The sequence below is a fragment of the Pseudomonas sp. Pseusp11 genome, from assembly GCF_047304405.1.
GTDB lineage: Bacteria > Pseudomonadota > Gammaproteobacteria > Pseudomonadales > Pseudomonadaceae > Aquipseudomonas.
Map to the genome: position 1 here is coordinate 85854 of NZ_JBGLZF010000009.1, position 21181 is coordinate 107034.

Annotated in this window: 21 protein-coding genes and 1 pseudogene; 10 read left to right on the top strand and 12 right to left on the bottom strand. The window is 60.0% G+C overall.

Annotated features, from left to right (window positions below; all coding sequences use genetic code 11):
• Positions 1 to 4 precede the first annotated feature (4 nt).
• Positions 5 to 868 (bottom strand): YicC/YloC family endoribonuclease, encoded by an 864-nt coding sequence (locus ACCC96_RS09825; protein ID WP_019580465.1) that lies wholly within the window; start codon positions 866 to 868, stop codon positions 5 to 7.
• A gap of 268 nt (positions 869 to 1136) precedes the next feature.
• On the opposite strand from ACCC96_RS09825, the gene rph reads away from it, so the two are divergent.
• Positions 1137 to 1859, top strand: coding sequence for a ribonuclease PH (gene rph / locus ACCC96_RS09830; protein ID WP_007934600.1), 723 nt, complete (start codon positions 1137 to 1139; stop codon positions 1857 to 1859).
• Between the two features lie 30 nt (positions 1860 to 1889).
• Positions 1890 to 2258 carry a DUF4870 domain-containing protein gene (locus ACCC96_RS09835; RefSeq protein WP_018927483.1) on the top strand — a complete coding sequence of 123 codons (369 nt, stop codon included), beginning with the start codon at positions 1890 to 1892 and terminating at the stop codon, positions 2256 to 2258.
• Positions 2259 to 2330: 72 nt separating this feature from the next.
• Here the strand turns inward: ACCC96_RS09835 and ACCC96_RS09840 are convergent, their stop codons facing one another.
• Positions 2331 to 3110, bottom strand: coding sequence for an exodeoxyribonuclease III (locus ACCC96_RS09840; RefSeq protein ID WP_007934608.1), 780 nt, complete (start codon positions 3108 to 3110; stop codon positions 2331 to 2333).
• A gap of 82 nt (positions 3111 to 3192) precedes the next feature.
• Here ACCC96_RS09840 and pyrE point away from each other — a divergent pair, with 82 nt between their 5' ends.
• Entirely contained in the window at positions 3193 to 3837 is a 645-nt protein-coding gene (gene pyrE, locus ACCC96_RS09845; protein ID WP_008038033.1) for an orotate phosphoribosyltransferase, read from the top strand.
• Between the two features lie 91 nt (positions 3838 to 3928).
• On the opposite strand, the gene ACCC96_RS09850 is transcribed toward pyrE, so the two are convergent.
• The 5 genes and pseudogenes from ACCC96_RS09850 to coaBC form a co-directional block, all read right to left on the bottom strand.
• Positions 3929 to 4189: a hypothetical protein gene (locus tag ACCC96_RS09850; RefSeq protein WP_413695698.1), complete on the bottom strand. Its 261-nt coding sequence runs from the start codon at positions 4187 to 4189 to the stop codon at positions 3929 to 3931.
• A gap of 196 nt (positions 4190 to 4385) precedes the next feature.
• Positions 4386 to 5291 carry an acetylglutamate kinase gene (gene argB / locus ACCC96_RS09855; RefSeq protein ID WP_018927486.1) on the bottom strand — a complete coding sequence of 302 codons (906 nt, stop codon included), beginning with the start codon at positions 5289 to 5291 and terminating at the stop codon, positions 4386 to 4388.
• 25 nt (positions 5292 to 5316) lie between these two features.
• A pseudogene (locus ACCC96_RS09860) lies at positions 5317 to 6693 on the bottom strand (phosphomannomutase/phosphoglucomutase); the annotation flags it as partial.
• A 342-nt stretch (positions 6694 to 7035) separates the two neighbouring features.
• A complete protein-coding gene (gene dut / locus ACCC96_RS09865) occupies positions 7036 to 7491 on the bottom strand; it encodes a dUTP diphosphatase (RefSeq protein WP_018927488.1) in 456 nt (151 codons plus the stop codon).
• A 5-nt stretch (positions 7492 to 7496) separates the two neighbouring features.
• Positions 7497 to 8705 carry a bifunctional phosphopantothenoylcysteine decarboxylase/phosphopantothenate--cysteine ligase CoaBC gene (coaBC, locus tag ACCC96_RS09870; RefSeq protein ID WP_413695735.1) on the bottom strand — a complete coding sequence of 403 codons (1209 nt, stop codon included), beginning with the start codon at positions 8703 to 8705 and terminating at the stop codon, positions 7497 to 7499.
• Between the two features lie 135 nt (positions 8706 to 8840).
• Here coaBC and radC point away from each other — a divergent pair, with 135 nt between their 5' ends.
• Complete coding sequence (radC, locus tag ACCC96_RS09875) at positions 8841 to 9515, top strand: RadC family protein (RefSeq protein ID WP_026345932.1); 675 nt, start codon at positions 8841 to 8843, stop codon at positions 9513 to 9515.
• Positions 9516 to 9695: 180 nt separating this feature from the next.
• Here the strand turns inward: radC and ACCC96_RS09880 are convergent, their stop codons facing one another.
• Positions 9696 to 11282: an ABC transporter substrate-binding protein gene (locus tag ACCC96_RS09880; protein WP_413695699.1), complete on the bottom strand. Its 1587-nt coding sequence runs from the start codon at positions 11280 to 11282 to the stop codon at positions 9696 to 9698.
• A gap of 447 nt (positions 11283 to 11729) precedes the next feature.
• On the opposite strand from ACCC96_RS09880, the gene rpmB reads away from it, so the two are divergent.
• Complete coding sequence (gene rpmB, locus ACCC96_RS09885; RefSeq protein ID WP_007894701.1) at positions 11730 to 11963, top strand: 50S ribosomal protein L28; 234 nt, start codon at positions 11730 to 11732, stop codon at positions 11961 to 11963.
• 11 nt (positions 11964 to 11974) lie between these two features.
• The gene (rpmG, locus tag ACCC96_RS09890) at positions 11975 to 12130 is read left to right on the top strand and encodes a 50S ribosomal protein L33 (protein WP_003177274.1); all 156 of its coding nucleotides are present in this window, start codon (positions 11975 to 11977) and stop codon (positions 12128 to 12130) included.
• Positions 12131 to 12244: 114 nt separating this feature from the next.
• On the opposite strand, the gene ACCC96_RS09895 is transcribed toward rpmG, so the two are convergent.
• Complete coding sequence (locus ACCC96_RS09895) at positions 12245 to 12607, bottom strand: cupin domain-containing protein (RefSeq protein ID WP_413695700.1); 363 nt, start codon at positions 12605 to 12607, stop codon at positions 12245 to 12247.
• 236 nt (positions 12608 to 12843) lie between these two features.
• Between ACCC96_RS09895 and ACCC96_RS09900 the strand changes: the two genes are divergently transcribed.
• Together ACCC96_RS09900 and ACCC96_RS09905 are read left to right on the top strand one after the other, a co-directional pair.
• The gene (locus ACCC96_RS09900) at positions 12844 to 14337 is read left to right on the top strand and encodes an aldehyde dehydrogenase (protein WP_086944351.1); all 1494 of its coding nucleotides are present in this window, start codon (positions 12844 to 12846) and stop codon (positions 14335 to 14337) included.
• Between the two features lie 184 nt (positions 14338 to 14521).
• Positions 14522 to 15667: an MFS transporter gene (locus ACCC96_RS09905; protein WP_019650101.1), complete on the top strand. Its 1146-nt coding sequence runs from the start codon at positions 14522 to 14524 to the stop codon at positions 15665 to 15667.
• A gap of 167 nt (positions 15668 to 15834) precedes the next feature.
• Here ACCC96_RS09905 and ACCC96_RS09910 read toward each other — a convergent pair whose 3' ends face one another.
• Together ACCC96_RS09910 and ACCC96_RS09915 are read right to left on the bottom strand one after the other, a co-directional pair.
• Complete coding sequence (locus ACCC96_RS09910) at positions 15835 to 17406, bottom strand: phospholipase D family protein (RefSeq protein ID WP_413695701.1); 1572 nt, start codon at positions 17404 to 17406, stop codon at positions 15835 to 15837.
• Between the two features lie 58 nt (positions 17407 to 17464).
• Positions 17465 to 18886, bottom strand: a complete 1422-nt coding sequence (locus ACCC96_RS09915) for a PLP-dependent aminotransferase family protein (protein ID WP_413695702.1) — start codon at positions 18884 to 18886, stop codon at positions 17465 to 17467.
• Between the two features lie 179 nt (positions 18887 to 19065).
• Here ACCC96_RS09915 and ACCC96_RS09920 point away from each other — a divergent pair, with 179 nt between their 5' ends.
• On the top strand, positions 19066 to 19311 hold the full coding sequence (locus ACCC96_RS09920; RefSeq protein ID WP_007934625.1) for a DUF1127 domain-containing protein: 246 nt from the start codon (positions 19066 to 19068) through the stop codon (positions 19309 to 19311).
• 51 nt (positions 19312 to 19362) lie between these two features.
• Here ACCC96_RS09920 and ACCC96_RS09925 read toward each other — a convergent pair whose 3' ends face one another.
• Positions 19363 to 20676 carry an NAD(P)/FAD-dependent oxidoreductase gene (locus ACCC96_RS09925; protein WP_413695703.1) on the bottom strand — a complete coding sequence of 438 codons (1314 nt, stop codon included), beginning with the start codon at positions 20674 to 20676 and terminating at the stop codon, positions 19363 to 19365.
• Between the two features lie 148 nt (positions 20677 to 20824).
• Between ACCC96_RS09925 and ACCC96_RS09930 the strand changes: the two genes are divergently transcribed.
• On the top strand, positions 20825 to 21178 hold the full coding sequence (locus ACCC96_RS09930) for a YkgJ family cysteine cluster protein (protein ID WP_007934627.1): 354 nt from the start codon (positions 20825 to 20827) through the stop codon (positions 21176 to 21178).
• The last annotated feature ends 3 nt before the right edge of the window (positions 21179 to 21181 follow it).

The window sequence follows — 21181 nt, forward strand, 5'->3', positions numbered from 1 at the left end:
TGCCTTACTCAATATTCTGTACTTGTTCGCGCATCTGCTCGATCAACACCTTTAGGTTGACCGCCGCTTGGGTGCTGCGCGGGTCGAAGGCTTTGGAGCCCAGTGTGTTGGCTTCGCGGTTGAGCTCCTGCATCAGGAAATCCAGGCGTCGACCGGCAGCGCCGCCGGATTTGAGCACCCGGCGAACTTCGATGATATGAGTGCTCAGGCGATCCAGTTCTTCGGCGACGTCGCTCTTTTGCGCGAGCATGACCATTTCCTGCTCCAGGCGCTGCGGGTCGAGGTCGGCCTTCATGTCGGTGAAGCGGTCGAGGACTTTCTGACGCTGGGTGGCGAGCATCTGCGGGACCAGCTCACGCAGGATCACCACATCTTCTTCAATGGACGTCAGGCGCTCGTTGATCAACCGCGCCAGCTCCGCGCCTTCGCGCTCGCGGCCGGCCTTGAGTTCTTTCAGGCCTTGGTTGAACAGCGTCAGGGCTTCGGCATTCAGCGCTTGCGGGTCGGCGGCGTCGGCCACCAGCACGCCGGGCCAGGCCAGGACTTCCAGCGGGTTCAGCGCGGCGGGGTTCTTGATCAGGCTGGCGACGGTCTCGGCGGCAGCGACCAGTTGCGCGGCGCGCTCGCGGTCCACTTGCAGCGGTTTGCCAGTGCTTTCTTCGGTGAAACGCAGGGTGCATTCGAGCTTGCCCCGGGAAATTCCCTGGCGCAGGGCTTCGCGGACGGCGCCCTCGAGGTCGCGGAAAGATTCCGGCAGGCGCAGATGGGGTTCCAGGTAGCGGCTGTTGACCGAGCGCAGCTCCCAGCTCAGGGTGCCCTGGACGCCGGCTTTCTCGACGCGGGCGAAGGCGGTCATGCTGTGCACCATGGAGGTACCTCGCAATGCAGGTCAGCGCGTAACCCATGGTTCGCGGACCCGCTATCTGTGAATTAAAGCCGACAGGCAGCAAAGGCGCAGGATTGTAGCGCAGTGGGGCGGATGCGCCCAATCACACGCTGTGACAATGAGCTGCAGGCCGTCGGCTACGCTCTATTCAGAGCCTTCAATCGTCGGGTGATTTTTTTAGAAGTGCCCACTCGCGGCCCACGGCTCTATAATGCTCGGCAGTTTTCCGTCCCCCGTACAGGTAATCCCTATGAAACGTCCAAGTGGTCGCGCTGCCGATCAGCTCCGCTCGATCCGCATTACCCGCAACTACACCAAACACGCCGAGGGATCTGTACTGGTCGAGTTCGGTGATACCAAGGTCATCTGCACCGTCAGCGTCGAGAACGGCGTGCCGCGTTTCCTCAAGGGTCAGGGCCAGGGCTGGTTGACCGCTGAATACGGCATGCTGCCGCGCGCCACTGGCGAGCGTAACCAGCGTGAGGCGAGCCGCGGCAAGCAAGGCGGCCGCACTCTGGAAATCCAGCGTCTGATCGGTCGTTCCCTGCGCGCTGCGCTGGACATGTCCAAGCTGGGCGACGTCACCTTGTACGTCGACTGCGACGTGATCCAGGCTGACGGCGGCACCCGCACCGCATCCATCACTGGCGCCATGGTTGCACTGGTCGACGCCTTGAAAGTGATCAAGAAGCGCGGCGGCCTCAAAGGTGGCGACCCGCTCAAGCAAATGATCGCTGCCGTTTCGGTGGGCATGTATCAGGGCGAACCTGTGCTTGACCTCGACTACCTGGAAGATTCGGCTGCCGAGACTGACCTCAACGTGGTGATGACCAGCACTGGTGGTTTCATCGAAGTCCAGGGCACCGCCGAAGGCGCACCGTTCCAGCCGGAAGAGCTGAACGCGATGCTGGCACTGGCGAAGAAAGGCATGATCGAGATTTTCGAACTGCAGAAGGCTGCACTGGCTGACTGATTGTTTTGATGTCCGGCAAAGGAGAGCGCCATGAGTGATGAACAGCAGTTGCTACCCACACCGAGCTCCGAGGCTCGCCAGTGGGCGATGTTTTGTCACCTCTCGGCGTTTCTCGGTGTCTGGTTTCCGTTCGGTCACCTGATCGGGCCGCTGATTCTCTGGCAGTGGAAGCGTGAAGCCGATCCGTTCATCGATGCCCAAGGCAAAGAAGCGCTGAACTTTCAGATTACCGTGGCCCTGGTCTCGGGCATCTGTTACGTGCTGATGCTGGTGTTGATCGGTTTTGCGCTGCTGCCGCTGGTCCTGATCGGGGCGATGGTGCTGTGCATCATTGCCGGGCTCAAGGCCAATGACGGGGTGCCTTACCGCTATCCCTTCACCTGGCGGTTGATCAAATAACAGCCAGAAAAAATCAGAGTGCACAAAAAAGCCGACAGTAATGTCGGCTTTTTTGCATCTGCGAAAAGACGCTTAGATCGTCAGCGTCCAGTCGTAGTCCACGATCAGCGGTGCGTGCTGCGAGAACCGTGGCTGACGTGGCAGGCGTGCGCTACGTACGAAGCGGCGCAGGCCAGGGGTCAGCAACTGGTAGTCGAAACGCCAGCCCAGGTTGAGCATCTCGGCCTGTTCGTTGTCCGGCCACCAGCTGTACTGGTCGCCTTCGCGGCTGACTTCCCGCAGGGCGTCGACATAACCCATGTTGCCGACAATCTCGTCCATCCAGGCACGCTCAGGCGCCAGGAAGCCCGGGGATTGCTGGCTGTCGCGCCAGTTCTTGATATCCAGCTTCTGTTGCGCCACGTACAGCGAGCCACAATAAATGTACTCGCGACGTTTGCGTCGCTGTTTATCCAGATAACGGGCGAAGTCGTCCATTAGCTTGAACTTCTGGTTCAAGTCTTCATCGCCATTCTGCCCCGAAGGGAGCAGCAAGGTCGCGATGCTGACCTTGTCGAAATCGGCTTGCAGGTAGCGCCCGTAGCGGTCGGCCGTCTCGAAGCCGAGACCGCTGATGACAGCCTTCGGTTGCAACCGCGAATACAAAGCCACGCCACCTTGGGCGGGAACTTCGGCTTCGCAGGCATAAAGGAAGTAGCCATCCAGTTGGAAGGCTGGATCGTCCAGTTCAAAGGCGGAGGCGCGGGTGTCCTGCAGGCAGATGACGTCGGCATTCTGTGCTTGCAGCCAACTGAGCAAACCACGCTCGACTGCAGCCTGAATACCATTGACGTTCACACTGATGATCCGCATAAGTGGCCCCAAAAATCGCGTGCGGGTATGATACACGGCGTCTACCTAATTAGCTAAATCCGTGGTATTTGGGGTTTTTTTCATGCAAGCGTATCAACGCGATTTCATTCGTTTTGCCATCGATCGCGGCGTTTTGCGCTTCGGTGAGTTCACCCTGAAGTCCGGGCGCACCAGTCCATACTTCTTCAATGCCGGCCTGTTCAACTCAGGTTCGGCCCTGGCGCAGCTGGGTCGTTTCTACGCGGCAGCCATCGTCGAGAGCGGTATTCCCTTCGACGTACTGTTCGGCCCGGCCTACAAAGGCATCCCGTTGGCGGCTACTACCGCCGTGGCGTTGGCCGAACATCACGACCGTGACCTGCCATGGTGCTTCAATCGCAAGGAAGCCAAGGCCCACGGCGAAGGTGGCAGCCTGGTCGGCGCGCCATTGACTGGCGACGTGCTGATCATCGACGACGTGATCACCGCGGGCACCGCCATCCGTGAAGTGATGCAGATCATCGCTTCCCAGGACGGCGCCAAAGCTGCCGGTGTGCTGATCGCCCTGAACCGTCAGGAGCGTGGCAATGGTGAGTTGTCGGCCATTCAGGAAGTGGAGCGTGACTTCGGCATTCCGGTGATCAGCATCGTTTCGCTGAACCAGGTGCTGGAGTTCCTGGCTGACGATCCGCAGCTCAAGCAGCATTTGCCTGCGGTTGAAGCCTACCGCGCCCAGTTCGGCGTGTAACCACGCTCCCACAGGGATTGCAGACAGCAAAAGACCCCGCTCAGCAAGTTGAGCGGGGTCTTTTGTTTATGTATGGCCCAGTCCCCCAGCTTTATTTTTTGCTGGTGCTGCTGAATGTCTCGGCCTTTTTGGTCCCGCTGGGTTTATTGGTTTTCTCCGGGTACGGATCAGCCACAGCATCGCCCTGGCCAGTCAGAATTCTCCAGCCATGACGGGTGTGCGCGGTTTTGCGGAGTTGCGGGCAGGGTGGCATCGATGTTTTGCCCTGATTCGAGTATTCGTGACCGCAATCGACACAGGCATAGGTGCCAGGTGAAACATCGCTGCCGTAAGGGACGTAGTCTTTTTGCATGGGTGGACCTCCTGTGGATTCAGAGAAGATCCTATGCAGATTGCTTCCTTGGTGAAGTCGGACGTTTCGCCCAATCAGGTCAGGCATTTCCGGCGCGCATAAAAAAGATCGCAGACTTCGTCAGCTCCTACAGGTTTTTCGTACATCCGAAATCCGTAGGTGCTGCCGAAGGCTGCGATCTTTTTAAGGTTTTGAATCAGGGACGCTTGCGATTGCTGATCAGCGTACCCACACCGGTGTCGGTGAAGATTTCCAGCAGAATTGCATTTGGCACCCGACCATCAATGATCAGCGAGCTGCCCACGCCACCCTGTACCGCTTCCAGCGCGCAACGGATCTTCGGCAGCATGCCGCCGTAGATGGTGCCGTCGGCGATCAGATCGTCGACTTGCTGGGTGCTCAGGCCGGTCAGGACCTTGCCGCTCTTGTCCATCAGGCCGGCAATGTTGGTCAGCAGCATCAGCTTCTCAGCTTTCAGGGCCTCGGCCACTTTACCGGCCACCAGGTCGGCGTTGATGTTGTACGACTCGCCGTTGGCACCGACGCCGATCGGCGCGATCACCGGAATGAAATCGCCTTTGACCAGCAGGTTCAGCAGGTCGGTGTTGATCCCGACCACTTCGCCGACGTGGCCGATGTCGATGATTTCCGGCTGGGTCATCTCAGGGGTCTGGCGGGTGACGGTGAGCTTCTTCGCGCGAATCAGCTCGGCGTCTTTACCGGTCAGGCCGATGGCGCTGCCGCCGTGACGGTTGATCAGGTTGACGATGTCCTTGTTGACCTGGCCGCCGAGGACCATTTCCACCACGTCCATGGTCGCGGCGTCGGTGACGCGCATGCCATCGACAAAGTGGCTCTCGATCGACAGTCGCTTGAGCAGGTCGCCGATTTGCGGGCCGCCGCCGTGAACCACCACCGGGTTGATGCCGACGGCTTTCATCAGCACGATGTCGCGGGCGAAGCCGGTTTTCAGCTCCTCGCTTTCCATCGCGTTGCCGCCGTACTTGATCACCAGTGTCTTGCCGACATAGCGGCGAATGTAAGGCAGCGCTTCGGACAGGACCTTGGCGGTGTTGGCGGCGGCTTCGCGTTCGAGGGTCATTCAGGGCTCCGGGTGCTTCAATAGATCAAAACGGTAGTTGGAGATCAGGTGCAACGCGCTTCAGCTGGACGTGGAATACATCCTTGATGCGCTGCAATTCAGCCTCGTCATCGGCCTCGAAGCGCAGCACCAGCACCGGTGTGGTGTTGGAGGCGCGAACCAGGCCCCAGCCTTTGGCATAGTCGACTCGCACGCCGTCAATGGTGGTCAGGTCGGCGCCTTCACCCCACTGTGCGTCGTGCAGTGCATCAATGATGCTGAATTTGCTCTCTTCGGTCACATGGATATTGATTTCCGGCGTAGAAATATCGTTCGGGAAGGTCGCGAACAACTCTTCCGCGGTGGATTTTTCCTTGCTGAGGATCTCCAGCAGCCGCGCGGCGCTGTAAATGCCGTCGTCGAAACCGAACCAGCGCTCCTTGAAGAAGATATGCCCGCTCATTTCGCCGGCCAACAGGGCGCCGGATTGTTTCATTTTCTTTTTGATCAGCGAGTGACCTGTTTTCCACATCAGCGGACGACCGCCATATTCCTTGATCAGCGGGATCAGGCGGCGGGTGCATTTGACGTCGAAGATGATTTCCGCGTCGGGGTTGCGCGCTACCACATCTTTGGCGAACAGCATCAGCAGGCGGTCCGGGAACACAACGCTGCCGGTGTTGGTGACCACGCCCACGCGGTCGCCATCGCCGTCGAAGGCCAGGCCCAGGTCGGCGTTGGTTTCCTTGACCTTGGCGATCAGGTCTACCAGGTTTTCCAGCTTGCCCGGGTCCGGGTGATGGTTCGGGAAGTTGCCATCGACTTCGCAGAACAGCGGGATGACTTCGCAGTTCAGGGCTTCGATCAGTTGCGGGGCAATCACGCCGGCCGCGCCGTTACCGCAGTCGACCACCACTTTCAGGCGGCGGGCGAGTTTGATGTCCTGGACGATTTCGGTGTTGTAGCGATCGAGTATCTCGACCTTGGTGATGCTGCCCTTGCCGCTGCTCAGGTTGTTGGTCTTGAGGCGGTCGTGCAGGGCCTGGATCTGTTCGTTGGCCAGGGTATCGCCGGCAATGACGATCTTGAAGCCGTTGTAGTTCGACGGGTTGTGGCTGCCGGTGAGCATCACCCCGGATTTGCCGGCCAGTACGTTGGCGGCGTAGTACAGCGCTGGCGTTGGCACCAGGCCGACGTCGCTGACGTGGCAACCGCTGTCGGCCAGGCCCTGAATCAGTTGTTCCACCAGTTCCGGGCCGGACAGGCGACCGTCGCGGCCGACGGACACATTGGGTTCGCCCTGGGCCAGGCTCTGGGAACCGATGGCGCGACCGAGCCAATAAGCGGTTTCAGCGTTCAAGAATTCCGGGACGGTGCCACGAATGTCGTAGGCGCGGAAGATGCTGTCGGGGAACTTGGGTGCGACTTGGGCTGGGGTGCTCATCTGTAGGAATGCTCCATCTCTAAAGTGGCTGGACCTGCCGGCGAAAAGCTCGTCGGCTGGCTCAAACTGAAGGGTATGACGGCGTTTTCCGCAGAGAGTTCGTGGTGCGAAAAGGCCATGCCACCAATGTCGACCAGTATTGAGTCGACCAATGCCTTGATTTTCAGTGGTAAACCTTCCAGATGACGTCTGTGCGATTTGTGGCGAGGGAGCTTGCTCCCGCTTGAGTGCGCAGCACTCACAAAGTCGGCAATGGTTGCCAGAATCGTGGGGCCGCTACGCTTTCCAGCGCGAGCAAGCTCGCTCGCCACAGAGGGCATATCAGTGGCTGCCGGAGTGGCCGAACCCGCCAGTGCCGCGCTGGGTTTCGACGAACTCTTCGACCATTTCGAAGTGCGCTTGAACCACCGGTACCAGCACCAGTTGGGCCAGGCGTTCGCCAACGACCATGTTGAAATCGGTCTGGCCACGGTTCCAGCACGACACCATCAGCGGGCCCTGGTAATCGGAGTCGATCAGGCCGACCAGGTTGCCCAGCACGATGCCGTGCTTATGGCCCAGGCCGGAGCGCGGCAGAATCAAGGCCGCCAGGCCCGGGTCGCCGATATACACCGACAGTCCGGTAGGGATCAGCAGGGTCTCGCCCGGCTTGATGACGGTGTCTTTTTCCAGCATGGCGCGCAGGTCGAGGCCGGCGGAGCCTGGTGTGGCGTACTGCGGAAGCGGAAATTCGCTGCCGATGCGTGGGTCGAGGATCTTGGCTTGCAAAGCGTGCATGTAAATTAAACCTGGTTCAGACGTTCGGCGATAAAAGTGATCAGCTGGCGGGCAATCTTGCCTTTGCTGGTCTGGGCAAAAATAGTGGCGTGCAGCTCACGGTCGATCACGCTGCAGGCGTTTTCTTCGCTGTTGAAGCCAATGCTCGGGTTGGCGACGTCGTTGGCGACGATCAGATCGAGGTTCTTGTCTTTCAACTTGCGGGCAGCGTAGTCGAGCAGGTGTTCGGTTTCGGCGGCAAAGCCGACACTGAACGGACGGTCGGGACGGGTGGCGATGGTGGCCAGGATGTCTGGGTTACGCACCATCTGTAGCAACAAGCCGTCGCCGCTTGTAGGGTCTTTCTTGAGTTTCTGTGGGGCCACGACTTCCGGACGGTAGTCCGCGACCGCTGCCGAGGCGATGAACAAGTCGCAAGGAATCGCGGCTTCACAAGCGGCGAGCATGTCCCGGGCGCTGACCACGTCGATGCGCGTGACGCGATCCGGGGTCGGCAGGTGCACGGGGCCGGTGATCAGGGTCACGCGGGCGCCGGCTTCTACCGCGGCTTCGGCCAGGGCAAAGCCCATTTTGCCGGAGCTGTGGTTGGTGATGTAGCGCACCGGGTCGATGTTTTCCTGGGTCGGGCCGGCGGTGATCAGCACGTGTTTGCCGGTCAGCGCCTGGCGCTGGAAGCAGTCTGCCGCGCACAGGGCGAGGTCGGTGGCTTCGAGCATGCGGCCCATGCCGACGTCGCCGCAGGCCTGGCTGCCGGAGGCCGGGCCGAAGACTTTGAAGTCGCGGCTTTCGAGGGTTTGCAGGTTGGCCTGGGTCGCCGGGTCGCGCCACATGGCCTGATTCATCGCCGGCGCCACGGCGACTACCGCGTCGGTGGCCAGCACCAGCGTGGTCAGCAGGTCGTCGGCAATGCCTTGGGCCAGGCGAGCGATCAGGTCCGCGGTGGCGGGGGCGATCAATACCAGATCGGCCCATTTGGCCAGTTCGATGTGGCCCATGGCGGCTTCGGCCGCCGGGTCCAGCAGGTCCAGGTGGACCGGATGCCCGGACAGGGCCTGCATGGTCAGCGGGGTAATGAATTCGCTGCCGCCACGGGTCATGACCACGCGCACTTCAGCGCCCTGGTCGATCAGGCGGCGAACCAGCTCGGCGCTCTTGTAGGCAGCAATGCCGCCGCCGACGCCCAGAACGATGCGTTTCCGATACAGCCGCTGCATAGGTCTGCCTTTCATTTCGTTGATGACTGCATGGCGATACCCCCTCCCCAGGGGTGAAATCGCCCGCAAAAAAGATGGGCTACGATATCACAGCGACCGCTACGGAACAGCGGCGCCCACTTACATGGAGGTGTTATGAGCATTCGCGATTGGCCAGCGGCGGAGCGACCGCGGGAGAGGTTACTTGAGTTGGGTTCGACGAGTCTTTCGGACGCCGAGTTGCTAGCGATTTTTTTACGTACCGGTGTATCGGGTAAAAGTGCAGTGGATCTGGCTCGACATCTGTTGAATCAGTTTGGCAGCCTGCGTTCACTGCTCGAAGCCGATCAAGCTGCGTTCAGCAGGCAATTGGGGCTCGGGCCAGCGAAATTCGCTCAGTTGCAAGCGGCACAGGAAATGGGCAGGCGGCATTTAGCCGAACGTGCACGGCAAAAATCGGCGCTGGAAAATCCGCAGGCGGTTCGTGACTACCTGAAGTCGATGCTGCGCCACGAGCCTCACGAGGTATTCGGGTGTCTGTTTTTGGATTCAAAACATCAAGTGCTGACCTTTGAAGTGCTGTTTCGCGGCTCCATCGACAGTACCAGTGTCTATCCAAGACAAGTGGTTAAACGCGCTTTGGCCCACAACGCCGCAGCGTTGATCCTCTGCCACAACCATCCGTCGGGTAACTCCAACCCCAGTCAAGCCGACCGAGTGCTGACCAAGCGCCTGCAAGAAGCGCTGGACCTGATCGATGTGCGGGTGCTCGACCATTTCATTGTCGGTGATGGCGATCCGTTGTCCATGGCCGAGTACGGGTGGATGTGAAGGGTGGAGTTACGCGAAAACCATGCAGGCGCGGGCCTGTGGCGAGGGAGCTTGTCGGAACGCCGCCCCGTTTGAGTGCGTAGCACTCACAAGATCTTTGGTGCATCCGAGATTTTGGGGCTGCTTCGCAGCCCGACGGGGGCAAGCCCCCTCGCCACAGGTTTCTTTTGGCGACGCTGATTACTTGAAGTTGACCTTGGAGTAATCCTGGCGACCAAACGGGCTGACCCGATAACCCTCGACGTCTTTGCGCGTCAGGGCGAAGGCCGTCGGGTGGGCCAGTGGCAGCCACAATGCCTGTTGCTGGATCTGCGCCTGGGCCTGTTCGTAGAGCTTGGTGCGTACACCTTGCTCGCCGGTGGTCTTGCCGGCGCTGATCAGCTTGTCCAGATCCTGGTTGCAGTAACGGGCGAAGTTGGTGCCGGCTTTGATCGCCGCGCAGGAAAACTGAGGCGTGAGGAAGTTGTCCGGGTCACCGTTGTCGCCGGCCCAGCCCATGAACAGCAGGTCATGCTCGCCGGCCTTGGCGCGGCGAATCAGCTCGCCCCATTCGATCACGCGGATCTCGGCCTGAATGCCGATTTCCGCCAGGTCGGATTGAAGCAATTGCGCGCCGAGGCTCGGGTTGGGGTTCAGCAGGCTGCCGGAAGGGCGAGTCCAGATAGTGGTCTGGAAACCGTTCTTGAGCCCGGCCTTGGCCATCAATGCCCGGGCTTTCTCGATATCATGCGGGTAGCCCGGCAAGTTTTTGGCATAGCTCCAGGTATTGGGCGGGTAGGGCCCGTTGGCAGGCTCGGCGGTGTCTTCGAATACGGCCTTGAGGTAGTTGGCCTTGTCGAACGCCAGGTTGATTGCCTGGCGCACTTCCGGCTTGTCCAGCGGCGGATGCTGGCTGTTGATGCCGACGAATGCGGTCATGAAGGCGTCAGTCTTTTCCACCTTCAGGGTCGGTTCCTGCTTCGCAGCCTGTACGTCCAGCGGTTTCGGCGACAGGGCGATCTGGCACTCGTTGCGGCGCAATTTCTGCAAGCGCACGTTGGCGTCCGGGGTGATCGCGAAGATCAACGGGTCCACCGATGGCTTGCCCTGGAAGTAGTCGCGGTTGGCCTTGTAGCGAATCGAGGCATCTTTCTGGAAGCGCGTGAAGATGAACGGGCCGCTGCCGATCGGCTGGCTATTGAGCTTCTCCGGAGTGCCGGCCTTCATCAGTTGGTCGGCGTACTCGGCCGAATAGATCGAGGCGAAGCCCATGGTCAGGGTCGGCAGGAATGTCGAGTCCGGGTGATCGAGGGTGAAACGAATGGTGAGTGGGTCCAGGGCGTCGATCTTCTTGATCAGTGTCGGTAACTGCATCGACTGAGCGTGCGGGAAGCCGCTCTGGGCGATTTTGTGCCACGGGTTTGCCGGATCGAGCATGCGGTCGAAACTGAATTTCACGTCTTCGGCGGTCAGGTCGCGCGTCGGGCTGAAATACTCGGTGCGGTGAAATTTCACCTGCGGATGCAATTTGAAGACGTAGGTCAGGCCGTCGGGCGTGACGTCCCAGCTGTCCGCGAGGCTGGCGACCACTTTGCCGCTGGCCGTGTCGAAGTCCGCCAGGCGGTTCATCAGCACGTCGGCCGAGGCGTTGGTGGTGGTCAGCGAGTTGTATTGCACCACGTCGAACCCTTCCGGGCTGGCCTCCGTGCAGACGCTCAGGGCGGCGGCATGGGCCAGGGGGCTCAGCAGAAGCGGGGCGAGCAACAGTGGTAGGGCAGCGAGGCGCATGGTCGGATTCCTTTACAGATCGAAGGCCCATCTGCAAGTGCAGTCTGGAAAAGGCTTACCCTAGTGGGCTCTTTTGCAAATGACTATCCCCTTTTTCATTTTCAGGGGAGTATGGGCGATTGTTTTCGGTGAGTGATGGTTGAGAAAAGCCCTGAATTGTCCCGTTGGCCGATTCTCTGCGACGAGCGGTCGCTATCGGGCTCAGCCTTTGTCCAAGGCACTCGGCGCCCGAAAAACCGGGTTTTTATCAACTCAATTCACACCGGTTGTTGTTGCTCTCTGGTCTTTCTGGTATAAAGCAGCGCTCTTTTCTAGGGGCCCGGTTCCTTCACTTGTAGGTGTAGCCGGTAAGACCTCTAAAGAAACGCGGCGCCTGGCGCCAAATGACTGAGAGATTAAGCGGCCAACCCATGCCGGGTTGGGCATGTGGTTTTAGAGGGCTGAGGCATGTCGAGAGTATGTCAAGTTACCGGTAAGGGTCCGGTGACTGGGAATAACATTTCCCACGCAAACAACAAAACCCGTCGTCGTTTCCTGCCGAACCTGCAGCATCATCGCTTCTGGGTTGAAGAAGAGAAACGTTTCGTGCGTCTGCGCGTATCTGCCAAAGGCATGCGTATCATCGACAAGCGTGGCATCACTGTCGTGCTGGCCGAAATCCGCAAAGCCGGCAAGATCTAAGGGAGCTAATCATGCGTGAATTGATTCGTTTGATTTCGAGCGCCGGTACTGGTCACTTCTACACTACCGACAAGAACAAGCGCACTACTCCGGACAAAATCGAGATCAAGAAATATGATCCGGTTGTTCGCAAGCACGTGATCTACAAAGAAGGCAAAATCAAGTAATTGATTTTTCCTCCTTACGAAAAAGGCCCGTATCGCGAGATACGGGCCTTTTTTGTTGCCGTTTTGCATCGTCTGTCAGGGCTCCATCGCGGCAAGCCCAGACAGCAAAACCCCTCAGGCCTTCTGTTCAAACACCACATAAATCTTGCGGCACGGCTCCAGCACTTCCCAGGTGCCTTTGAAACCGGCCGGAATCACGAAGCGATCGCCCACGCGCAGGGTCTTGGCGCTGCCGTTGTCATCGCGCAGCACTGACACCCCCTGAACGATTTCGCAGTATTCGTGTTCGGTGTAGTTAACCCGCCACTGACCGACTTCGCCTTCCCAGACACCTGCACTCATCTGGCCGCACGGGCTGTTGTAGTGGTTGTACACGGTTTGCTCGGGGTCGCCCTTGAGGACTTTCGCCGGGTCTGGCCGATAGCGATCGGGCTGGGTGGTAGCCTGACTGAAATCGACGATATCCTGAATGCTCATGCTGGTATTCCCCCGTGATTGCGGCGCGACTGGCTGGAAAACTGAAAGTCTATGTTTATTAAAATGAACATCGCAAGGTCGTTTAACGGCCTTTTGTCAAATATATTGAAACTTCACCCGCCGCTGGTTTAGGGTAACGGTTGCCTTGAGCCGAAAAGCAGGCTGGCCGGGCAGAATTCCTGACAGCACCCGCGAAGAGCGTGGGCGCTCGTATTCAATAAGAGGAGGACACTCGTATGACCACCCTGACTCGTGCCGACTGGGAACAACGGGCTCGCGATCTGAAGATCGAAGGCCGTGCCTACATCAATGGCGAATACACCGATGCAGTCTCCGGTGAAACGTTCGAGTGCATCAGCCCTGTCGATGGCCGTCTGCTGGGCAAGATTGCCAGCTGTGATGCCGCCGACGCCCAGCGCGCCGTGGAAAACGCTCGCGCCACGTTCAATTCCGGCGCCTGGTCGCGCCTGGCGCCGACCAAGCGCAAAGCCACCATGATTCGTTTTGCCGGCCTGCTGAAACAGCACGCCGAAGAGCTGGCCCTGCTCGAAACCCTGGACATGGGCAAGCCGATCAGCGATTCCCTGTACATCGACGTTCCTGGCGCGGCGCAAGCCCTGAGCTGGAGTGGCGAGGCCATCGACAAGCTCTACGACGAAGTCGCCGCCACCCCGCACGATCAGCTGGGGCTGGTGACTCGCGAGCCGGTCGGTGTGGTCGGTGCGATCGTGCCGTGGAACTTCCCGTTGATGATGGCCTGCTGGAAACTCGGCCCGGCGCTGTCCACCGGTAACTCAGTGATCCTCAAGCCTTCGGAAAAATCGCCGCTGACGGCTATTCGTATTGCAGCGCTGGCAGTTGAAGCCGGCATCCCGAAAGGTGTGCTGAACGTGCTGCCGGGTTACGGTCATACCGTCGGCAAGGCCCTGGCCTTGCACAATGATGTCGACACCCTGGTGTTTACCGGTTCGACCAAGATCGCCAAGCAACTGCTGATCTACTCCGGCGAATCGAACATGAAGCGTGTCTGGCTCGAAGCCGGTGGCAAGAGCCCGAACATCGTGTTCGCCGATGCGCCGGACCTGCAAGCCGCCGCCGAATCGGCTGCCAGCGCTATTGCCTTCAACCAGGGCGAAGTCTGCACCGCCGGTTCGCGCCTGCTGGTCGAGCGTTCGATCAAAGACAAATTCTTGCCACTGGTGATCGAAGCCCTCAAGGCCTGGAAGCCGGGCAATCCGCTGGACCCGGCGACCAACGTCGGTGCGCTGGTGGATACCCAGCAGATGAACACCGTGCTGTCCTACATCGAATCCGGTCACACCGATGGCGCCAAACTGGTGGCTGGCGGCAAGCGTATTCTTCAGGAAACCGGGGGCACCTACGTCGAGCCGACGATTTTCGACGGTGTCAGCAACGCGATGAAAATTGCCCAGGAAGAGATCTTTGGCCCGGTGTTGTCGGTGATCACTTTCGATACCGCCGAAGAAGCCGTTGCGATTGCCAACGACACGCCGTACGGCCTCGCGGCTGCTGTATGGACCACGGATATTTCGAAGGCTCACCTCACCGCCAAGGCTTTGCGCGCTGGCAGTGTGTGGGTCAACCAGTACGACGGCGGCGACATGACTGCGCCGTTCGGTGGCTTCAAGCAGTCCGGCAACGGTCGCGACAAGTCGCTGCATGCGTTCGACAAGTACACCGAGCTGAAGGCGACCTGGATCAAGTTGTAAGCAAGTGAGGGAGCCCGGTAGTCAATCGGGCTCCTGAACGACATAGATCCCATGTGGGGGCGGGCTTGCTCGCGAAGGCGCCGTAACAGCCAACGATGATGTTGGATGTGATGGCCTCTTCGCGAGCAAGCCCGCTCCCACACTGTTTTGTGATGTACATAAAATATCCACAGGAGCGTGGAACATGCGTTGGGCGACTTATTTCGCCGTCTTGGCGTCTGTCTTGAGTGTCGGCCTGGCCTTGGGCGTCAGCATGCCGTTAGTGTCGCTGCGCCTGGAAGGCTGGGGTTACGGCTCGTTCGCGATTGGCGTGATGGCGGCGATGCCGGCCATTGGCGTGTTGCTGGGGGCGAAGATCTCCAGCCATCTCGCGGCCCGTCTTGGCACGGCCAATCTGATGCGCCTGTGCCTGTGGGCCGGGGCGGTGTCCATCGGTTTGCTGGCGCTGTGGCCGAGCTACCCGATCTGGCTGGTGCTGCGGTTGATGATCGGGGTGATCCTGACACTCGTCTTCATCCTTGGTGAAAGCTGGATCAACCAACTGGTTGTCGAGCAATGGCGCGGCCGATTGGTAGCGCTGTATGGCAGCAGTTATGCGCTGAGTCAGCTGGCCGGGCCGCTACTGTTGGGTGCGTTGGGCACCGAGCACGATTACGGTTTCTGGGTGGGCGTCGGTTTGCTGATGACGTCACCGTTCCTGCTGCTGGGCCGTAGCGGCGCACCTACCAGCGAAGCCTGCAGCGTGACCCTCAACGACTTGCTGAACTTCTGCCGTGGCCTGCCGGCAATTGCCTGGGCGGTGTCGCTGTTTGCTGCGTTCGAAGCGATGATCCTGACCTTGTTGCCGGTCTACTGCCTGCGTCAGGGCTTCACCACGGAAATCGCCCTGGCGATGGTCAGCACGGTGGTGGTGGGGGATGCCTTGTTGCAGTTGCCGATTGGCGCGCTGGCTGATCGCTTGTCGCGGCGTACATTGTTTACCGGCTGCGCGATGCTCTTGCTGCTGTCGAGCCTGGCGATTCCATTGTTGATCGATACATTGCTGATCTGGCCGCTGTGGGTTTTGTTCGGCGCCAGCGCCGGTGGTCTGTTCACCTTGTCGTTGATCCTGATCGGTGAGCGTTACCGCGACGATGCGCTGGTGCGGGCCAATGCCCATATCGCGCAGTTGTGGGGCATCGGTTGCCTGATCGGGCCGTTGGCGGCCGGTGCCGGGAGCCAGTGGATCAGCGGGCATGCCTTGCCGTTGCTGATGGCGGCGGGCGCGTTGGGGTTGGTGATTTTGGTATCGCGGCAAGGGGCGTTTGGAGTGGTTGCCGAGCCGGCCTGAGCGCTGCACAAAACCAGTGGCGAGGGAGCTTGCTCCCGCTGGGGCGCGCAGCGGCCCTAAATCATGTGCTGTCGCTTACTCAGGTAGAGCGTGGACGTCGATTTGCGACTGCTGCGCAGCCGAGCGGGAGCAAGCTCCCTCGCCACAATTTATCACCAGACTCCTGACTACAGCATTTTCTCCAGGCCAATCGTACTGCTGAACCACGAATTGAAATGCCGCCACCAGCTCCCCGGTTCCTTGGTCAATGTGTGCTGCTTGCCGTCGTCTTCGGTGACCCAGACAATCTGACCCTTTTCCAGTCGCGCGTGATAGCTGAGGGCCGGGGCCATACCCTCCAGCGCCAGTTCGCGCACACGCCCGGCAAGTTCCGGGTTGTCCACCAGCACACCGACTTCGGTGTTCCAGAGCACCGAGCGCGGGTCGAAATTGAATGAGCCGATGAAGGCTTTTTGTCGGTCGAAGATCATGGCCTTGCTGTGCAGGCTGGAATCGGAGCTTTGGTTGGATGATCCTCTGTGAAACAGGCTCGGTCCGCTGCCGCCGTTGTCCCCGGGCTGGCGGCGTAATTCGAACAGCTGCACGCCATGCTCCAGCAAGGCTTTGCGATAAGGCGCATACCCGCCATGCACGGCGGGAACATCGGTGGCTTCCAGTGAGTTGGTCAGCAAACTGACCGACACCCCGGCATCGGCGCGACCGGTCAGGTACACCAGTCCTGGTTGGCCGGGTACGACGTAGGCCGAGATCATGATCAGCTCTTTGCTGACCCCGTTGAGTTCAGGCGCCAACTGGGTGGTCAGCAGCAAGTGCGGATCAGGTTCTCCGTCGGACAACACCTTGCTCGGTGCGTCCCATAGCGCCTGGTTCCAGGCCCAGATCAGCTCCCGCCGCCAGACGTCCAGGCGCGGGTGAGTGGTGTAGGTCATCAACTGCAGATAGAGCGCGTGATTCTGTTTGCGCGTTTCTTCCAGGGATTCGTCCAGTCGGGTCCGGGTATTTCTCAGGTCCCTGGGGCTCGGCCTGCTTGAGAGAAACTGCTCGATCGGTTTGCTCAGGGCACTGTTCCAGTATTGATCGAAGCTGTGTCCCAACTGCTCTGCAACCGGGCCGACACTGAGCATGTCGATGTCGGTGAAATTCAGTTTGGGCTCTGCATCGAAATACTCATCCCCCAGGTTGCGCCCGCCCACGATTGCCGCGCTGTTGTCCGCCACCCACAGTTTGTTGTGCATGCGCCGGTGTTGCAGTGACACGTTGAATAACCGGCCCATGGTTCGCGTGACGCCAGTGCTGCGGCCCAGGTGCAGTGGGTTGAACACGCGGATCTGAATCTGCGGATGCGCGGCAAGAGTTGCGATGATCCGGTCCAGGCCATCGCTGGTGGTGTCGTCGAGCAGAATCCGCACCCGCACCCCGCGGTCGGCGGCTTTGAGCAGCTCACTGATCAGTATCCGTGTGCTGATGCCGTCATGGACGATGTAGTACTGCAAGTCGAGGCTGCTTTGGGCATTTCGAATCAGCTCGGCGCGAGCGGTGAAGGCCTCGGTGCTATCGGACAGCAAGCGGAAGCCCGACTGACCCTGGTGGGGAGCGGCCTGGGCCTGGATCGAACGGCCAAAAGCAGAGTCGGCCGCCGGCAGGGCCTGGCTCGGTTCGCGAGGGACGTGGAGCGTCGTGCAGCCACCCAGGAACGAGGCGAGTATCAGCAGAGCAAGCAGGGACTGTCTGATTCTCACGTGGAATGTTCCGGTGGCGGCCGTCGTTAGCATATCGACGCTGGATCCCGAAGAAAGGTCAGTCGGATTGCGCCAGCAGTTTGATCGCCGCCGCGCCGACCTTGCGCACCGCTTCTTCGATCTGCGGTGTTGGCTTGGCAGCGTAGTTCATCCGCAGACAATTACGGTATTTACCCGAGGCGGAAAAGATACTGCCCACGGCAATCTGTACGCCTTGATCATGCAGTGCACGATTGAGTTTCAGGGTGTCGAAGCCCTCCGGCAGCTCAACCCACAGCATGAAGCTGCCTTGCGGACGGCTGGCGCGGGTGCCGGCCGGGAAATAACGGGTGACCCAATCGATCATCGCGTCGCGATTGCGCTGGTATTGCATGCGCATCCGCCGCAAATGCGGTTCGAAGTGCCCGGCCTTGAGAAATTCGGCAATCGCAATCTGTGGTTGTGTCGCGGTGGAGCCGGTGCTGATGTACTTCATGTGCAGCACGCGCTCCAGATACCGGCCCGGCGCGACCCAGCCAATGCGCAGGCCCGGTGCCAGGGTCTTGGAAAAGGAACTGCAGAGCAGGACGCGACCGTCTTCGTCGAAGGATTTGATCGTGCGCGGGCGGGGGTAGGTGTAGGCCAGTTCGCCATACACATCGTCCTCGATAATCGCCACATCGAAACGCTGTGCGAGGTTCAACAGCGCACGTTTGCGCGACTCCGGCATGATGTAGCCCAGCGGGTTGTTGCAGTTGGGGGTTATCTGTATGGCCTTGATCGGCCATTGCTCCAAGGCCAGTTCCAAAGCATCGAGGCTGATGCCGGTGAGCGGGTCGGTGGGGATTTCCAGCGCTTTCATGCCCAGGCCCTTGAGGGTCTGCATGGCGCCGTGAAAGCTTGGCGAATCCACTGCGACGATGTCACCCGGTCCGCAGATGGCGCGGATGCTGGTCGACAGCGCTTCGTGGCAACCGGTAGTGATCACCAGATCGTTGGCGCTCAATTGGCAGCCGGAATCGAGCATCAGGCGGGCGATTTGTTCGCGCAGTTCGAGGGTGCCGCAGATGTTGTCGTAATACAGGCCTCGCATGTCCTGCTGGCGGCTGATACGTGCCAGGTTGCGCAGCAGCGGTTTCATGGTCGGAGAGGTGATGTCCGGCATACCGCGGCCCAACTGCACGACATCCTTGCGCGGCACGGCGCGGATCAGTTCCAGCACCTGATCCCACTGTGAAATATCCACCGGTCGTTGGGCTGGGCGGCCGACCACGGGTAGTTCTGGCAGTTCGCGGCTCACCGGTACGAAATAGCCGGATTTGGGTTTGGGCATCGCCAGGCCTACGTCTTCCAGCACTCGATAGGCCTGTTGCACCGTGCTCAGGCTGACCCCGTGCTCGACACTCAGCGCCCGCACCGAGGGTAGCCGGTCACCGGGGCGATAGAAGCCCTGTTCGATACGTGTGCCGAGCAACTCGGCGAGGTTGACGTAAAGGGTCATGGTGCAGTCTCGATGTGGGTGATTCGGTTAACCAATACAGATGGGGCAAAAATAAGCGATTCAGAGGCCGAAACAGAAAAACTGTATGGAATTAATACTGCTCTGTTGAATCTGTAATGCTTTTTGCCGTCCGCGCATCATGAAAGCTCTGGCTACCCAAGTAAACAGGAGCGACGAAAATGAACGGCTTGAGCGATGTGCGGCTGACGTTACACAGTCAGGAACTGGCGGCAGGGCAACAGAACGGCGCGCGCGAGGCAATTATGCGCAACGCACCGTCCTGCCTGGGTCGCTGGGGTCTGTTCTGGCATCGTCTGCACACGCGTAAGGCGTTGTTGGAGCTGACGCCGGAGCAACTCAAGGATGTCGGGTTGAGTCGGGAGCAGGCGCGGGAGGAGGGGCTTAAACCTTTCTGGCGTCTGTGAGATGAACCGCGATCCCTTGCAGGAGCAGCCTTCGGCAGCTCCTGCAAGGGATCAGGCCAGTTCTTTAAGGCGATGCCAAAGCATCCCCAACGCCAACAACGGCGAGCGCAAATGTTTGCCGCCTGGAAAGGTAATGTGCGGCACCTTGGCAAACAGATCGAAACCACCACTCTGCTGGCCGCTGATGGCTTCAGCCAGCAACTTGCCCGCCAAATGCGTGGCGTTTACGCCATGACCGGAATAGGCCTGGGCGTAATACACATTCGGTTGCTCCTTGAGCCGGCCGATCTGCGGCAGGCGATTAGCCCCGATGCCGATCATCCCGCCCCACTGATAGTCGATTTTCACCCCGGCCAGTTGCGGGAACACCGCCAGCATCTTCGGACGCATGTACGCAGCGATGTCTTTCGGATCGCGTCCTGAGTAATGGCAGGCGCCGCCGAACAGCAGGCGGCGGTCCGCCGAGAGTCGGTAATAATCCAGCGCTACCCGTTGATCGCAGACCGCCATGTTCTGCGGCAGCAGCGCGTGAGCCTGCTCTTCACTCAAGGGTTCGGTGGCGATGATGTAACTGCCGGCGGGCAGCACCTTGCCGCCAAGTTGCGGGTTGAGATCGTTGAGGTAGGCATTGCAGCCCAGCACCAGGGTCTTGGCGCGGACCGAGCCCCGGGCGGTGTGGACCTTGACCTCGCGGCCATAATCGATGCGGGTTACAGCCGATTGCTCGAACAGTTTGGCGCCCAATTGCCGGGCGGCGGCCGCTTCGCCCAGCGCCAGGTTCAGTGGGTGCAGATGCCCGGAGCCCATGTCGATCAAACCACCGACATAGCGATCGGAACCCACCACGCTGTGCATTTCGTTAGCTTGCAGCAGACGGGTTTCGTAACGGTAACTGAGGCTGCGCAGTTCGCTGGCGTCTTCAGCGAAGCTTTCCAGGTCATGGGCCTTGTTGGCGAGGTCGCAGTAGCCCCAGGTCAGGTCGCAAGGGATCTGGAAACGCTCGACTCGCTGGCGGACGATTTCCACCGCTTCCAGTCCCATCAGTTTCATCTGGCGCACGCCGTCTGCACCGATCACGTTGGCGAACTGATCGAGGCCATGGCCGACGCCGCGAATCAATTGCCCGCCATTGCGTCCGCTGGCGCCCCAACCGATCTTGTGCGCTTCCAGCAGCACCACGCGCAAGCCTCGTTCAGCCAGTTCCAGCGCGGTGTTCAGCCCCGAGAACCCGCCGCCCACCACGCACACGTCCGCGACCAGCTCACCTGTGAGTGTTGGAAGGTCGGGTTGCGGCAGGCTGCTGGCGGCGTAATAGGAGGCGACGTGCCGGTGATTAGGGGCAGGTTGCTGAACGGGGGCGTTCATGGACGTCATCCTGATGCGTGTGTTTGAAAAAGTTGACGGAGCATAAGCCGCCCCTTCGGATACGGGCAACATTGGTCGGTTGGTGCTGTCTGGGTCGGGGCTTTTGCGTCAGAATCCCCATATATTCCGCATTCGGGTCACCGCTTCGATGAGCTGCAACAGTCAGAAAATTCGCACGCTGCGCCAGCAGATTCCCACTTTCGAGTGCGTGCCCGGCTGCCATGACTGCTGCGGACCGGTGACCACCTCGCCCGAAGAAATGTCCCGCCTGCCGCGCAAGACCCGGGCCGAGCAGGACGCGGCGATGGACGAACTCAATTGCGTCCATCTGGGGCCCAACGGCTGCACGGTGTATGACGAGCGACCGCTGATTTGCCGTCTGTTCGGTACCACCAAGACATTGCCTTGCCCCAATGGGCGGCGGCCGGTGGAGCTGATTCATCCGCGGGTCGAGAAGCAGATCCACGAATACATGGCCAGTACCCGGCAGGTGTTGGTGTAGGGC

What these genes read in the sequence shown, in the direction of transcription:
- ACCC96_RS09825 (WP_019580465.1), bottom strand. Translation starts at nt 868, where the DNA reads ATGGTGCACAGCATGACCGCCTTCGCCCGCGTCGAGAAAGCCGGCGTC.
- rph (WP_007934600.1), top strand. Translation starts at nt 1,137, where the DNA reads ATGAAACGTCCAAGTGGTCGCGCTGCCGATCAGCTCCGCTCGATCCGC.
- ACCC96_RS09835 (WP_018927483.1), top strand. Translation starts at nt 1,890, where the DNA reads ATGAGTGATGAACAGCAGTTGCTACCCACACCGAGCTCCGAGGCTCGC.
- ACCC96_RS09840 (WP_007934608.1), bottom strand. Translation starts at nt 3,110, where the DNA reads ATGCGGATCATCAGTGTGAACGTCAATGGTATTCAGGCTGCAGTCGAG.
- pyrE (WP_008038033.1), top strand. Translation starts at nt 3,193, where the DNA reads ATGCAAGCGTATCAACGCGATTTCATTCGTTTTGCCATCGATCGCGGC.
- ACCC96_RS09850 (WP_413695698.1), bottom strand. Translation starts at nt 4,189, where the DNA reads ATGCAAAAAGACTACGTCCCTTACGGCAGCGATGTTTCACCTGGCACC.
- argB (WP_018927486.1), bottom strand. Translation starts at nt 5,291, where the DNA reads ATGACCCTCGAACGCGAAGCCGCCGCCAACACCGCCAAGGTCCTGTCC.
- dut (WP_018927488.1), bottom strand. Translation starts at nt 7,491, where the DNA reads ATGCACGCTTTGCAAGCCAAGATCCTCGACCCACGCATCGGCAGCGAA.
- coaBC (WP_413695735.1), bottom strand. Translation starts at nt 8,705, where the DNA reads ATGCAGCGGCTGTATCGGAAACGCATCGTTCTGGGCGTCGGCGGCGGC.
- radC (WP_026345932.1), top strand. Translation starts at nt 8,841, where the DNA reads ATGAGCATTCGCGATTGGCCAGCGGCGGAGCGACCGCGGGAGAGGTTA.
- ACCC96_RS09880 (WP_413695699.1), bottom strand. Translation starts at nt 11,282, where the DNA reads ATGCGCCTCGCTGCCCTACCACTGTTGCTCGCCCCGCTTCTGCTGAGC.
- rpmB (WP_007894701.1), top strand. Translation starts at nt 11,730, where the DNA reads ATGTCGAGAGTATGTCAAGTTACCGGTAAGGGTCCGGTGACTGGGAAT.
- rpmG (WP_003177274.1), top strand. Translation starts at nt 11,975, where the DNA reads ATGCGTGAATTGATTCGTTTGATTTCGAGCGCCGGTACTGGTCACTTC.
- ACCC96_RS09895 (WP_413695700.1), bottom strand. Translation starts at nt 12,607, where the DNA reads ATGAGCATTCAGGATATCGTCGATTTCAGTCAGGCTACCACCCAGCCC.
- ACCC96_RS09900 (WP_086944351.1), top strand. Translation starts at nt 12,844, where the DNA reads ATGACCACCCTGACTCGTGCCGACTGGGAACAACGGGCTCGCGATCTG.
- ACCC96_RS09905 (WP_019650101.1), top strand. Translation starts at nt 14,522, where the DNA reads ATGCGTTGGGCGACTTATTTCGCCGTCTTGGCGTCTGTCTTGAGTGTC.
- ACCC96_RS09915 (WP_413695702.1), bottom strand. Translation starts at nt 18,886, where the DNA reads ATGACCCTTTACGTCAACCTCGCCGAGTTGCTCGGCACACGTATCGAA.
- ACCC96_RS09920 (WP_007934625.1), top strand. Translation starts at nt 19,066, where the DNA reads ATGAACGGCTTGAGCGATGTGCGGCTGACGTTACACAGTCAGGAACTG.
- ACCC96_RS09925 (WP_413695703.1), bottom strand. Translation starts at nt 20,676, where the DNA reads ATGAACGCCCCCGTTCAGCAACCTGCCCCTAATCACCGGCACGTCGCC.
- ACCC96_RS09930 (WP_007934627.1), top strand. Translation starts at nt 20,825, where the DNA reads ATGAGCTGCAACAGTCAGAAAATTCGCACGCTGCGCCAGCAGATTCCC.